We start from the raw sequence: 12,507 nt of genomic DNA, 5'->3' as shown, positions 1-12,507 counted from the left end.
TGGGTACGGCAAGCCGCCCGGCAACGTCTGGGTAACGAGGGCACGGTCACGGGCCCGTACACCCGCCCTTCCGGGACTTCCCCGGACCCCGTCAGGAAGCGGGCGCGGACGGGGTGGCGGTACCCGGCTTCTTGCCCTTGTTGGCCTCCATGACCCACTTCTTCAGGTTCTCCACGGAGATCTGCTCGTCGCCCTTCTTCGGGAAGACCGACTCTCCGTTGAGCAGCGCCGTCGGGGTGCCCTGGAAGCCGCCCTCACGGAACGCGGTGTCGGACTTCTGGACCCAGCTGTCGTGCTCGCCACCCTCCACACAGCTGCGGAATCCCGGCGTGTCGAGCCCCTCGACCTCCCCGGCCAGCTCGATCAGCCGGCTGTTCTTGGCGAAGGCGTCGTCGGGCTCGGGAGGCTGGTTGCGGAAGAGGACGTCGTGGTACGGGGCGAACTTGCCGACGTCCTGGGCGCAGGCGGCGGCGTTGGCGGCGCGCAGCGAGCCCTTGCCGCCGAGGTTGCCGTCGATGATCGTGGCCAGGTGGTAGTCCACCTTGAGCTGGCCCGCCTCGACCAGCTCCGTGATGGTGTCCCGGAAGGCGTTCTCGAACTGGGCGCAGACCGGGCAGCGGAAGTCCTCCCAGATCGTGAGCGTGGACGGGGCGTCGGAGGCGCCGACCGGGAGGGTCAGGGAGTCCTCGCCGGTCGCTCCGGACGGGGTGATGGCGGGGCCGGACGCGCTGTCGCTGCCGCCGTCCTTGCCCACGTTGGCCGCGATCAGGCCGACCACGGCGGCCAGCGCCAGGACGCCGACCACGGCCGAGGAGACGATCAGCGTACGGCGGCGCTTCTCGCGGCCCTTCTCCCGCTCGCGCTGCTGGGCCAGGCGCTCACGCGCACTTCGGTTTCCCTCAGGGTTCTTGTCGCTCACACCCGCAGCAACGAACCGGGGAGGCACGTACGCGCCTCCCCGGTCCATATTCCACCCATTCAGGTGACTTCGAAGGTCACCGCTTTCGAACGCCCTGCGCCAGCTCGCCCGCCAGCGAGCGGACGGCGTCGAGACCGGCGGCCTCGTCGGGGGCGTCCAGCATGGCCTTGACGAAGGCCGAGCCGACGATGACGCCGTCGGCGAATCCGGCGACCTCGGCGGCCTGCCCGGCGTTGGAGACGCCGAGGCCGACGCAGACCGGCAGGTCGGTGGTGGCGCGGGTGCGTCCCACCAGCTCCTGGGCCTGGGCGCCGACGGAGGCGCGGGTGCCGGTGACGCCCATCAGGGACGCGGCGTAGACGAAGCCGCTGCCCGCTGCCGTGATGGTGGCGAGGCGGGCGTCCTGGCTGCTGGGGGCGACGACGAACACGGTGGCGAGGCCGTGCTTGTCGGCGTGCTCGCGCCACAGCGCGGACTCCTGGACCGGCAGGTCGGGCAGGATGCACCCGGCGCCGCCCGCCTCGGCCAGTTCGGCGGTGAAGCGCTCGACGCCGTACCGGTCGATGGGGTTCCAGTACGTCATGACCAGGATCGGGACCCCGGTGGCCTCGTACGCCTCGCGGACCGTGCGCATCACGTCGGCGATGCGGACGCCGCCGCGCAGGGCGATGTCGTCGGCGGTCTGGATGACCGGCCCGTCGAGGACCGGGTCGCTGTGCGGGAGCCCGACCTCCACCACGTCGGCGCCGCCCGCGATGACGGCCTTGACCGCCTCGATGCCGCCGTCGACGGTCGGGAAGCCGGCCGGCAGGTAGGCGATGAGCGCCGCCCGGTCCTCCGCCTTGGCGGCGGCGAGGGTGGTGTTCAACAGCTCGATGTTGCCGCTCACTTGGCGTCCCCCTCGATCTCGGCGCGGTCGCTGTCCGCGTCCGCCTCGACGGCGGCGTCGGTGTCGTAGAGCCCGAAGTAGCGGGCGGCGGTGTCCATGTCCTTGTCGCCGCGCCCGGACAGGTTGATGAGGATCAGCCCGTCCTTGCCGAGCTCCTTGCCGAGGTCCAGCGCACCGGCGAGCGCGTGGGCGCTCTCGATGGCCGGGATGATGCCCTCGGTGCGGGAGAGCAGGCGCAGGGCCTGCATGGCCGCGTCGTCGGTGACCGCGCGGTACTCGCCGCGCCCGATGTCCTTGAGGTAGGAGTGCTCCGGGCCGATGCCCGGGTAGTCCAGCCCGGCCGAGATGGAGTACGGCTCGGTGATCTGGCCCTCGTCGTCCTGGAGGACGTAGGAGCGCGAGCCGTGCAGGATGCCGGGCTCGCCCGCGGTCAGGGTCGCCGCGTGCTCACCGGTCTCCACACCGTGCCCGGCGGGCTCGCAGCCCACCAGGCGGACCCCGGCGTCCGGGATGAAGGCGTGGAAGAGGCCGATGGCGTTGGAGCCGCCGCCGACGCAGGCGACCGCCGCGTCGGGGAGGCGGCCGGCGCGCTCCAGGAGCTGGCGGCGGGCCTCGACGCCGATGACCCGGTGGAAGTCGCGGACCATCGCCGGCAAGGGGTGCGGGCCCGCGACCGTACCGAAGAGGTAGTGCGTACGGTCCACGTTGGCGACCCAGTCGCGGAACGCCTCGTTGATGGCGTCCTTCAGGGTCCGCGAGCCGGACTTCACGGCGACGACCTCGGCGCCGAGCATCCGCATCCGCGCCACGTTCAGCGCCTGGCGCTCGGTGTCGATCTCGCCCATGTAGATGGTGCAGTCGAGGCCGAAGAGGGCGCAGGCGGTCGCGGTGGCGACGCCGTGCTGACCGGCTCCGGTCTCGGCGATGACCCGGGTCTTGCCCATGCGCTTGGTGAGCAGCGCCTGGCCGAGCACGTTGTTGATCTTGTGCGAGCCGGTGTGGTTCAGGTCCTCGCGCTTGAGGAAGATCCGGGCGCCGCCCGCGTGCTCGGCGAAGCGCGGGACCTCGGTCAGCGCGCTGGGCCGGCCGGTGTAGTTGACCATGAGCTCGTTGAGCTCGGCGGCGAAGGCCGGGTCGGACTTGGCCTTGTCGTACTCGACGGCGACCTCGTCCACGGCGGCGACGAGCGCCTCCGGGATGAACTTGCCGCCGTACGCGCCGAAGTAGCCCTCGGCGCTGGGGATCAGACCCTCGGGGTCCGGGATGAAGAATTCGGACGTCATGCGACGTGCTCCTTGGCATGGCAACGGGTGGGTTCACCGTATGCGCCGAGAGCGGAGCGCCACCGGGACCGGCATGGGTCTCGGCGGTGCGGTCGTACGTACGAGAAGGGGGTACTGCGGTACGTCGGCCGGGGCTCGCCTACAGCGCGGACCCCGGGCGCCATCGCATCCCGTTCACCTGGCCGGGCTCGTCACCGATCACGTACCGCACTCGCCGGCCGTGCACACGCCGGGCGGGGGCGCGGCAGCCACGAGGGCGGCAGCCGCGCGCCAGCGGGGCGTGCGGGTCCCGGGCCGGGGCCCCGGCGGGGCGCAGGCCCGGCCGGGTGCGGGGCACGGGACGCTCGGTCATGGTCGTCGGTCTCCCGGTCAGCCGCGGCCGTGGCGGAGCGCCGGGTGGGCGCCCGCGGCGACCAGGTCGGCGACGGCGGCGCGCGGGTCGCGGCCGGTGACCAGGGACTCGCCGACCAGGACGGCGTCGGCGCCGGCGTTGGCGTACGCGATCAGGTCGTGCGGGCCCCGGACGCCGGACTCGGCGACCTTGACGATGTGGTCGGGGATCTCGGGGGCGACGCGCTCGAAGGTGGAGCGGTCGACCTTGAGGTCCTTGAGGTTGCGCGCGTTGACACCGATGATCTTGGCTCCGGCGTCCACGGCGCGCTCGGCCTCCTCCTCGTCGTGCGCCTCGACGAGCGGGGTGAGCCCGATCGACTCGGCGCGCTCGATCAGGGAGACGAGGGCCTCCTGGTCGAGGGCGGCGACGATCAGCAGGGCGAGGTCGGCGCCGTACGCGCGGGCCTCCCACAGCTGGTACGAGGTGACGATGAAGTCCTTGCGCAGGATCGGGGTGTCGACCTTGGCGCGGACGGCCTCCAGGTCGGCGAGCGAGCCGCCGAAGCGGCGCTCCTCGGTGAGGACCGAGATGACGGACGCGCCGCCCGCCTCGTAGTCCGCGGCGAGCGCGGCGGGGTCCGCGATGGCGGCAAGGGCCCCCTTGGACGGGGACGAGCGCTTGACCTCGCAGATGACGGTGACGCCCTCGCCGCGCAGGGCGGCGACTCCGTCCTTGGCCTGGGGAGCGCGGGCCGCGCGCTCCTTCAGCTCGTCGAGGCTGACGCGCGCCTGCCGCTCCGCGAGGTCGGCGCGAACGCCGTCGATGATCTCGTCGAGCACACTCACGCGAGCGGCCCCCTTCCGGAACGGTTGACGGTGAACAGGATCAGCCATACCGATGGTATCCGCAGGAGGCCCCGGGGCCCGCATCAGGCCACGCCGCATCCCACTACCTGGGCATTCAGGGCGCCAGTGCCGAGCCGAACGGCAGATTCCGGACGACGGTGAAGATCAGGAGCAGTGCCCCGATGCCCCACCACCAGGCGGGGGCGAGCCCGATCCGCAGCGGCCGGCCGCGCCAGGCCCGGACCAGCCAGAGGACCCAGACGGCGGCGAAGAGGAAGTAGCCGGTGGTGGCGACGGCGTTGGCGGAGAACGCGGCGCCGAGGTCGCCGTGGATGAAGGCGTGGGCGCTGCGGAGGCCGCCGCAGCCGGGGCAGAACACGCCGGTCAGCTTGAGCAGCGGGCAGACGGGGTAGTGGCCGGGGTCGTTGGGGTCGACCGTGCCGACGTAGGCGAAGGCGGCTGTGACGGCGGCGAGGATGCCGAGGGGGGTGGCCAGGCGGCCCACCAAGCCCGTCCGGCGTTTGAGGACGGAACCGTGGCCTTGGGGGCCGGGCACCTGCGAGGATTCCTCACCCGAGGGGCCTGTGACGGCCGGGCCCACCCCGGCAAGGGTTCCGTCCTCAAACGCCGGACGGGCTGAGGTGGCGACGGTTTCGTCCCCGAACGCCGGACAGGCTGGGGTGGCGAGGGTTCCGTCCTCAAGCGCTGGACCGGCTGGAGTGGCAGGCCGGGCCGTGTCCGGGGTCGGGCAGACCGTCAGGGGCATGTTCCAGGGGCCGACGCCCTGGGGCTCGGCTTCGGGGTTCGGGGTCGGGGTGGCGTCCACCCGGTGATTGTCCACGCTCAAACGGAAAGGCGCAGCCCGGTCCGGGCTGCGCCTCGCTGCGTGTCGGCCGCGCGGGTCAGTGGGAGACCTGGGCCTCTCCGGCGCGCGCCCGGGCCTCCACCAGCTCGGAGGACTCCTTCGGCATGCCGAGACCGGCCAGCTTCATGGCGTAACCGACGATGCCACCGGCGAAGATGACGGCGATACCGGCCCAGAAGCCGAGCGGGTTGGCCGCGACCATGAAGACGCCTGCGACGCAGAAGCCGATGAAGGCGATGATGACACCGGTCCAGGCGGCCGGGGTGTGTCCGTGGCTCGTGCCCGCCATGAGTTGCTCCTTGTTGGTGTTGCGCTGGGGGTATCGCTGCAGCTGTCGCTCGGGGGACGGCTCGCCTCCATTGTCCCGCACGGGACAGGGGGAGGTGAGCGGGGGGTCACCCCTCGCGCGTCGGGTCCTCGCCCCGGTCCAGGGCCTTCCACAGCTCCTCGGGACGGTCCGGGTCGGGGGCGGCGCGGGGCGCCTTGCGGGGGCGCGGGGTGCCGTCGCGCTCGTACCGTCCCGACATCGTGGGCCAGCGGCTGCCGAAGCGCAGGGCGAGCACCCCGGCGAGCAGGATCAGCAGGCCCCCGGCGGCGGTGACGTACGGCCAGGCGGTGTGGGTGAGGGCGTCGATCGTGGCCGCCGCGTCACCGGTGGTGCGGGCGGCCTCCTCATCGAGGGCCGTGCTGTCGGACGCGCCCGCCCAGGCGCTGAGCGCGGCCCCGAGGCCGCTGAGCGCGAGCAGGGCGGCGACGACGCGGCGGCCCGCGCCGCGGACGGCGAAGACGGCGACGAGGGCGGCCAGGCCGACGATCGCGAGGGCGGCCGGGGCGCCGGTGACGTCCTGGCCGTCGGCGGTCAGCGGGAGGGCGCCGCCGCCGGTGGCCGCCCGGCCCTCGGCCCAGACCTGGCCGGAGGCCAGGAGGACGACGGTCGCACCGACCGCGCCCAGGAGCAGCCCGGCCGCGAGCGACCGGCGGCTGCCCGTGGAGTCGGACGCGGAACCGGAAGGCACGTCGGACACGGAACCGGGCGTCGCGTCCGGCGCGGACCCGGAAGGCGCGTCGGGCGCGGCGCCGGAGGCGGCGGTTCGGGCACGGGGCTGGGGTACGGGGACAGCACTCACGTCGTCCACTATCCCTTACGGCCTCAGCGGTCGTGGAGGCGGTTGGCGGTATGGACGGCGCGCAGCACGGCGGCGGCCTTGTTGCGGCACTCGTTGTCCTCCGCGACCGGGTCCGAGTCCGCCACGACCCCCGCCCCGGCCTGCACGTACGCGGTGCCGTCGCGGAGCAGGGCGGTGCGGATGGCGATGGCGGTGTCGGAGTCCCCGGCGAAGTCGAGATAGCCGACGCAGCCCCCGTACAGACCGCGGCGGCTCGGCTCCAGCTCCTCGATGATCTGCATGGCGCGGGGCTTGGGGGCGCCGGAGAGGGTGCCCGCGGGGAAGCAGGCGGTGAGGACGTCGAAGGCGGTGCGGTCCTCGGTGACGCGGCCGGTGACGGTGGAGACGATGTGCATCACGTGGGAGTACCGCTCGATCGACATGAAGTCGACGACCTCCACACTGCCCGGCTCGCAGACCCGCCCCAGGTCGTTGCGGCCGAGGTCGACGAGCATCAGGTGCTCGGCGCGCTCCTTTGGGTCGGCGAGCAGCTCCTCGGCAAGCGCCTGGTCCTCCTGCGGGGTGGCGCCCCGGTGCCGGGTCCCGGCGATCGGGTGGACCATCGCGCGGCCGTCCTCGACCTTGACGAGGGCCTCGGGGCTGGAGCCGACGACGTCGAACCCGTCGAAGCGGAAGAGGTACATGTACGGGGACGGGTTGGTGGCCCGCAGCACCCGGTAGACGTCCAGGGCGCTCGCGGTGCACGGCGTCTCGAAGCGCTGGGAAGGCACGACCTGGAAGGCCTCCCCGGCGCGGATGCGCTCCTTGATGTCCTCGACGGCCACCTGGTAGGCCTCACCGCCCCAGAGCGCGGTGTACGGCGGCAGTTCGGACGGGGGCAGGACGGCCGGGGCGTTCTCGACCGGGCGGCGCAGGTCCTGCTCCATGGCGTCCAGGCGGGCGACGGCGTCCGCGTAGGCCTCGTCGACGCCGGTGGAGAGGTCGTTGTGGTTGATCGCGTTGGCGATCAGCAGGACCGTGCCGTTCTGGTGGTCGAGAACGGCGAGGTCCGAGGTGAGCAGCATGGTCAGCTCGGGGAGCTTCAGGTCGTCGCCGCCGTGCTCGCCGATCTTCTCCAGGCGGCGTACGACGTCGTAGCCGAGGTAGCCGACCATGCCGCCGGTGAAGGGGGGAAGACCCGCGTCGCCGATCAGGTCGCGGGGGGTGTGCAGGGTCTCGACGGTGGCGCGCAGGGCGTCGAGCGGGTCGCCGTCGACCGGGACGCCGACGGGCGGGGTGCCGAGCCAGTGGGCCGCGCCGTCGCGGGCGGTGAGGGTGGCGTCGCTGCGGACGCCGATGAAGGAGTAGCGCGACCAGGTACGGCCGTTCTCCGCGGATTCCAGCAGGAAGGTGCCGGTGCGCTCCGCCGCGAGCTTGCGGTACAGGCCGACCGGGGTGTCGCCGTCCGCGAGGAGGCGGCGGCTGACGGGGACGACGCGCCGGTCGACGGCCAGCTTGCGGAAGGTGTCGAGATCCATGGCCGGTGACCTTACTGGTCGAGAAGGGAGAGGACGTCGGCATCGAAGCAGGTGCGGTCGCCCGTGTGGCAGGCGGCGCCGGTCTGGTCGACCTTGACCAGCACGGTGTCGGCGTCGCAGTCCAGGGCGACGGACTTCACCCGCTGGATGTGGCCGGAGGTGTCGCCCTTGACCCAGTACTCCTGCCGGCTGCGCGACCAGTAGGTGCAGCGGCCCGTGGTGAGGGTGCGGTGCAGCGCCTCGTCGTCCATCCAGCCGAGCATCAGCACCTCGCCGGTGTCGTACTGCTGGGCGATGGCCGGGACCAGACCGTCGGCGCCGCGCTTGAGGCGGGCGGCGATCGCGGGGTCGAGGCTGCTGGTGGGCGGCGTGGGGCCGGGCGTGCTGGTCATGGACCCATTGTGCCGTGGTGACGGGCGCTTTCCGGGCGGACGTCCACTGGGCGGACCCCGGGTGACGGCCGTACGCTGGCGGGCATGTCGACCCATGCGAAGCGCGAACGTCTTCTGCTCGCCGATCTGTTGGAGGCGGCCGGACCCGAGGCTCCGACCCTGTGCGGGGGCTGGAAGACCCGCGATCTGGCCGCCCATGTGGTGGTCCGCGAACGCCGCGCCGACGCGGCGGGCGGGCTGGTGATCGGCGCTCTGAAGAACCGGCTGGAGCGGGTGCAGGCCGAGTTCGCGGCGAAGCCGTACGAGGAGCTGATCCAGCTGATCCGTACGGGGCCGCCGCGGTTCTCGCCGATGTCCCTCAAGCAGATCGACGAGGCGGCGAACACCGTCGAGTTCTTCGTCCACGCGGAGGACGTGCGCCGGGCCCAGCCGGACTGGTCACGGCGTGAGCTGGACCCGGTCTTCGCCGATGTGCTCTGGTCGCGCACCGAGAAGACGGCCCGGCTGCTGGGGCGCCGGTCCCCGGTGGGACTGGTGCTGCGCCGCCCGGACGGCCGGACGGCGGTGGCCCACAAGGGCACCCCGGTGGTGACGGTGACCGGGGAGCCCTCCGAGCTGCTGCTGTTCGCGTTCGGCCGGCAGGACGGGGCGGACGTCCAGGTGGAGGGCGACAAGGACGCGGTGGAGCGGCTGAACCGGGCCGAGCTGGGGATGTAGGGGCTCTCCTAGGGTGCGAGCAGCCGCCGGGCCGCCAGGGCGAGGGAGACCTCGACCGCGTCCCGGGGGCGGGTGAGGCAGCGGCCCGTGAGCTGTTCGAAGCGGCGCAGCCGGTTGAGGACGGTGTTGCGGTGGCAGTAGAGCCGCGCGCCCGCCCGCTGCGCCGATCCGTCCGCGTCCAGCCAGGCCGTCAGGGTCTCCAGGATGACGTCCCGGTCCGAGGGGTCGAGCCGGTCCAGCGGCCCCAGCACCCGGTCGGCGAGCGCGGAGCCGAGGGCCGGGGAGGTGACGACGAGGGCGTCCGGGAGGTGCTCGTCGAGCAGGACCGTCCCGCCGGAGGCCGGACAGGCACGCAGGGCGGTCTCCGCCAGCCGCCGGGCGTCGCCGAGCGCGGCCAGGCCCTCGACGGCGGAGCCGATCCCGGCCCGGGTCCCGGCGGGGGCGTCCAGGGCGGCGGCGATGGCGTGCAGTTCACCGGGATCACCGGGGTCGCCCGTGAGCCGGAGGATGGCGAACTCGGCGTCGGGGCCGGTGTGCCAGAGGGGGGCGGTGCCCGGAAACGCGGTCGGTGGAGGGGCGGTGTCCGGCCGGTGGTGCGGGAGGCCGTCCGGTCCTGATTGCCCGTACGGGGCGGTGTCCGGCAGCGCGGGCGCGTCCGGCCGCACGTGTGGGAGGTCCGGTCCCGACTGCCCGTACGGCGGCGCCGCGACCGGAAGCGCGTCCGGCAGGTTCAGCGGTGGCCGGGCGGGCCCGGGCCGCTGCGGCCCGCGCGGCGCGGAGGCCACCGCGAGTACGGCGTACCGCCCCTGCTCCGGCAGGCCGAGCATCGCCGCCGCCTCGCAGAGGTCCGCGATCCGGGCGGTCCCGTCGAGCAGCGCCGCGATCATCAGCCGCTGCTGGTTCTCGCGCCGCCAGGACAGCCGCCGCTCGGCCTGCCGGTAGGCGTCGCCGACGATCCCGCAGTGCTCGTCGACGAAGTTCCACACATCGGCGGCGACATGGACGAGCAGCCGTACGTCGTCGGGGTCGCGGCGGGCCGTCTCGTCCACGAGGTCCTGCCAGACCATCGCGCCGCCCATCCGGAAGGCGTGCAGGACGGCGTCGAGCGGGACGCCCTGTTCGGCGCGGATCTCGCCGATCCGGCGGGAGGTGCGGTGGGCGGCCTCACGGAACTCCCGGGGCTGGATCAGCGAGCCGACGTTGTGCCGCAGGGAGTGGTGGACCTCCTGCCAGATCTCGGCCCGGTCGGACTCGATCGCCGCCCGGTAGCCGGGCTCCTGCTCGTACAGGGCCTCGACGAGCCGGTCGGTGAGCACCGGGAGCGACGCGACGAGGACCCGGGCGGCCCGGTGCAGCACCTCGACGGCCTCGCGGTCGGCCAGGGAACGGAAGCGCTGGGGCAACGGCGACGCGGGGTGGGTGCCGTGCAGCACCGCGATCCGCGGACGTACGACCTGTGGCATGGCGGCCTCCACCGGGAATCGGCCGGCTGCGCGATCGGCCGGCTCGGAGCACCCGGCCCGGCAGGGCGCGAGCACAGCCGAATGATCCTGACGCCCGCAGAATGGCATACCGCCCGGTCGGTACCTAGGGGTCTGCGCGGAACTTGTCATCACGGTCTCGCAACCACCGGCCTTCACGGGCCTTCGGGACCCAGGAGCCGGGCCAGTTCGGTGCGGGAGCGGATACCGAGGGCGGCGAAGACGTTACGAAGGTGGTGGTCGACCGTGCGCGGGCTGAGCGAGAGCCGGAGCGCGACCTCGCGGTTGGTGGCCCCTTCGGCGACGCAGCGGGCGATGCGCTGCTGCTGCGGGGTGAGCGCGGAGAGCGCCCCGCCCTCCGTGTCCCGTACGGCCCCGACCGGCTCCCCCGCCGCCCGTAACTCGCCGCCCGCCCGCTCGGCCCAGGCGCGGGCCGAGCACCGCTGGAAGGCGACCAGGGCGTCGCGCAGCGGGGTGCGGGCCTCGCGGGTACGCCGACGGCGGCGCAGCCACTGCCCGTACAGGAGCTGGGTACGGGCCCGTTCGAAGTCGCCGCCCGCCCGGTCGTGGTGGGCGAGGGCCTCCGCGTACCGGGCGTCGGCCTCCTCCGCGGTGGCCAGCAGGGCGTGGCAGCGGGCCAGTTGGGCGGGGGCCTGCGGGTCGGCGGTCCGGGCGGTCCACCCGGCGAACTCGGCCACGGCGGCGCGGAGTTCACCGGCCTCCTCGGCTCCCCGGCCCGCGAGGACGGCGGCCTCGACGTAGCAGGGCACGGCGAGCATCCGGGCGGCGAAGTGGCCCTGGCGGGGCCCCGGGCGCACCAGGGGGCCGAGCCGGGCGGCGGCCTCCTCGGAGCGTCCGGCGGCCAGGTCGGCCCGTGCCCGGGCCCAGGTGGCGAGGGTCGCGGGCTGGGCGAGACCGTGGGGCCCGGCACCGGCCAGCGCGGCGTCGCAGTGGGCGGCGCAGGCCTCGGCGGGCCCCTCCACGGAGGCGGCGAGGGCGAGTACGGCGTGGAGATGGACGGAGCTGTTGGGCTGCCCGGTACGGCGTGCGGCGTGCAGCCCCTCCAGGGCATGGGCGCGGGCCCCTGCGTGGAGCCCGGCCCGCAGCTCGGCGTAGGCGAGGTGCTCCAGGGCCTGCGGGAGCAGCGCGTCGGGTCCTCGGGTCCGCACGGCGGCGAGCGCCCGCGCCCCGGTCCGGCAGGCGACGGCGACCTCCCCGAGGACGAGGGCGGCGACCCCGGCGCGGAGGAGGGCGGCGGGGGCGTTCCGGCTCACCGGGCCCGGCAGATCCGGGTCCGCCGGGGCCGCCGGGTCCAGGCACTGGCGGAGCAGCGCGTGCCCCGCCTCCGTGCGTCCGGCGAGCACCGCGCGCATCCCGGCCCGGTAGGAGGCGAAGGCACGGTCGTACGGGGTGGGGTCGACGCGGCCCATGGCCGTCAGGTAGCCGGGCGCGTCGCCCATCACCCAGGCCGCCTCGGCCGCCCCGAGGAGCGCGTCGAGGGCCCGCCGGGGGTCGTGCGGGCCGAGCAGCGCGGCCGCGGCGAGGAGGGCTTCATGGGCATCGGCGGCGGGCCCGGAACGCAGGGCGAGCAGGCCGTGGACGTAGGGGGCGAGGCCGGGCGCGGTGGTGTGCTCCCCCGCCGCCCCGGTCCGGGCCAGCAGGGCACGGGCCCGGGCCGGGTCACCGGCGAGGGCGGCCTGTTCGGCCGCCGCGGCGAACCGGGCCGAGCGCAGGGGCTGTTCGGCGGTGAGCGCGGCGGCGCGGGAGAGGGCCGAGGAGCGTTCGGCATGCGGGTACGAGCTGGTCGCGGCCGCCTCCAGCCGGGCGGCGAGCACGGTGTCCGGGCCGGGGGCGCCGCAAGCGAGCTGGACGAGGGAGGCGAGCGGGGCGGGGTGTCCGGCGAAGGCCGCCGCTGGGGTGGGCAACGGGGCCGGGCGGGCGCCGGGGTGCGCCGGGCGGGCGGATGAGGTGGCATGGGCGCCGGGTTGCGGCATCGGGTCGGGCCCATCGCCGGCGTGCGCCGACACGCCCGGCAAGGCGGGGTAGCCACCGGGGTGCGCCGCAGGGCCAGGCCCTTCGCCGGAGCGCACCGGGCGGGCCGACGAGGTAGCACAGGAGCCGGAGTCCGGCGCCGGGCC

The 12,507-nt window shown here is 74.4% G+C and carries 13 protein-coding genes; 1 reads left to right on the top strand and 12 read right to left on the bottom strand.

Features of this window, described 5'->3' with window-relative positions:
- Positions 1–91 precede the first annotated feature (91 nt).
- The 10 genes from IE264_RS36790 to hisI form a co-directional block, all read right to left on the bottom strand.
- Complete coding sequence (locus IE264_RS36790) at positions 92–919, bottom strand: DsbA family protein (protein WP_032759530.1); 828 nt, start codon at positions 917–919, stop codon at positions 92–94.
- A 76-nt stretch (positions 920–995) separates the two neighbouring features.
- Positions 996–1,808, bottom strand: coding sequence for a tryptophan synthase subunit alpha (gene trpA, locus IE264_RS36785; protein ID WP_032759469.1), 813 nt, complete (start codon positions 1,806–1,808; stop codon positions 996–998).
- Positions 1,805–3,091 (bottom strand): tryptophan synthase subunit beta, encoded by a 1,287-nt coding sequence (gene trpB, locus IE264_RS36780; protein ID WP_190167887.1) that lies wholly within the window; start codon positions 3,089–3,091, stop codon positions 1,805–1,807. The genes trpA and trpB overlap by 4 nt, the downstream gene beginning before the upstream one ends.
- Before the next feature lie 139 nt (positions 3,092–3,230).
- Entirely contained in the window at positions 3,231–3,443 is a 213-nt protein-coding gene (gene trpM, locus IE264_RS36775; RefSeq protein WP_015607949.1) for a tryptophan biosynthesis modulator TrpM, read from the bottom strand.
- 17 nt (positions 3,444–3,460) lie between these two features.
- Positions 3,461–4,270 carry an indole-3-glycerol phosphate synthase TrpC gene (gene trpC, locus IE264_RS36770; RefSeq protein ID WP_010064524.1) on the bottom strand — a complete coding sequence of 270 codons (810 nt, stop codon included), beginning with the start codon at positions 4,268–4,270 and terminating at the stop codon, positions 3,461–3,463.
- 115 nt (positions 4,271–4,385) lie between these two features.
- A complete protein-coding gene (locus IE264_RS36765) occupies positions 4,386–4,826 on the bottom strand; it encodes a DUF2752 domain-containing protein (protein WP_051821988.1) in 441 nt (146 codons plus the stop codon).
- Positions 4,827–5,172: 346 nt separating this feature from the next.
- Entirely contained in the window at positions 5,173–5,424 is a 252-nt protein-coding gene (locus IE264_RS36760) for an HGxxPAAW family protein (RefSeq protein ID WP_015607951.1), read from the bottom strand.
- Between the two features lie 106 nt (positions 5,425–5,530).
- A complete protein-coding gene (locus IE264_RS36755) occupies positions 5,531–6,271 on the bottom strand; it encodes a TIGR02234 family membrane protein (RefSeq protein WP_015607952.1) in 741 nt (246 codons plus the stop codon).
- 14 nt (positions 6,272–6,285) lie between these two features.
- On the bottom strand, positions 6,286–7,779 hold the full coding sequence (locus IE264_RS36750; RefSeq protein WP_015607953.1) for an anthranilate synthase component I: 1,494 nt from the start codon (positions 7,777–7,779) through the stop codon (positions 6,286–6,288).
- An 11-nt stretch (positions 7,780–7,790) separates the two neighbouring features.
- Positions 7,791–8,171 carry a phosphoribosyl-AMP cyclohydrolase gene (hisI, locus tag IE264_RS36745; RefSeq protein ID WP_015607954.1) on the bottom strand — a complete coding sequence of 127 codons (381 nt, stop codon included), beginning with the start codon at positions 8,169–8,171 and terminating at the stop codon, positions 7,791–7,793.
- Positions 8,172–8,255: 84 nt separating this feature from the next.
- Here hisI and IE264_RS36740 point away from each other — a divergent pair, with 84 nt between their 5' ends.
- Positions 8,256–8,888 carry a TIGR03085 family metal-binding protein gene (locus tag IE264_RS36740; RefSeq protein WP_015607955.1) on the top strand — a complete coding sequence of 211 codons (633 nt, stop codon included), beginning with the start codon at positions 8,256–8,258 and terminating at the stop codon, positions 8,886–8,888.
- Between the two features lie 8 nt (positions 8,889–8,896).
- On the opposite strand, the gene IE264_RS36735 is transcribed toward IE264_RS36740, so the two are convergent.
- Together IE264_RS36735 and IE264_RS36730 are read right to left on the bottom strand one after the other, a co-directional pair.
- On the bottom strand, positions 8,897–10,351 hold the full coding sequence (locus IE264_RS36735) for a PucR family transcriptional regulator (RefSeq protein ID WP_032759471.1): 1,455 nt from the start codon (positions 10,349–10,351) through the stop codon (positions 8,897–8,899).
- A gap of 173 nt (positions 10,352–10,524) precedes the next feature.
- A partial coding sequence (locus IE264_RS36730) for a helix-turn-helix transcriptional regulator (protein ID WP_229887969.1) occupies positions 10,525–12,507 on the bottom strand: 1,983 nt, incomplete at its 5' end.

This window comes from Streptomyces microflavus, assembly GCF_014650075.1.
GTDB lineage: Bacteria > Actinomycetota > Actinomycetes > Streptomycetales > Streptomycetaceae > Streptomyces > Streptomyces microflavus.
Note: the sequence above shows the minus strand (reverse complement) of the source record. Positions and strands in the feature narration are given on the sequence as shown.

Bases quoted from the DNA above. Each gene is read 5' to 3' on its own strand.
- trpB (WP_190167887.1), bottom strand. From the start codon at position 3,091: ATGACGTCCGAATTCTTCATCCCGGACCCCGAGGGTCTGATCCCCAGC.
- trpM (WP_015607949.1), bottom strand. From the start codon at position 3,443: ATGACCGAGCGTCCCGTGCCCCGCACCCGGCCGGGCCTGCGCCCCGCC.
- IE264_RS36760 (WP_015607951.1), bottom strand. From the start codon at position 5,424: ATGGCGGGCACGAGCCACGGACACACCCCGGCCGCCTGGACCGGTGTC.
- IE264_RS36750 (WP_015607953.1), bottom strand. From the start codon at position 7,779: ATGGATCTCGACACCTTCCGCAAGCTGGCCGTCGACCGGCGCGTCGTC.
- hisI (WP_015607954.1), bottom strand. From the start codon at position 8,171: ATGACCAGCACGCCCGGCCCCACGCCGCCCACCAGCAGCCTCGACCCC.
- IE264_RS36740 (WP_015607955.1), top strand. From the start codon at position 8,256: ATGTCGACCCATGCGAAGCGCGAACGTCTTCTGCTCGCCGATCTGTTG.
- IE264_RS36735 (WP_032759471.1), bottom strand. From the start codon at position 10,351: ATGCCACAGGTCGTACGTCCGCGGATCGCGGTGCTGCACGGCACCCAC.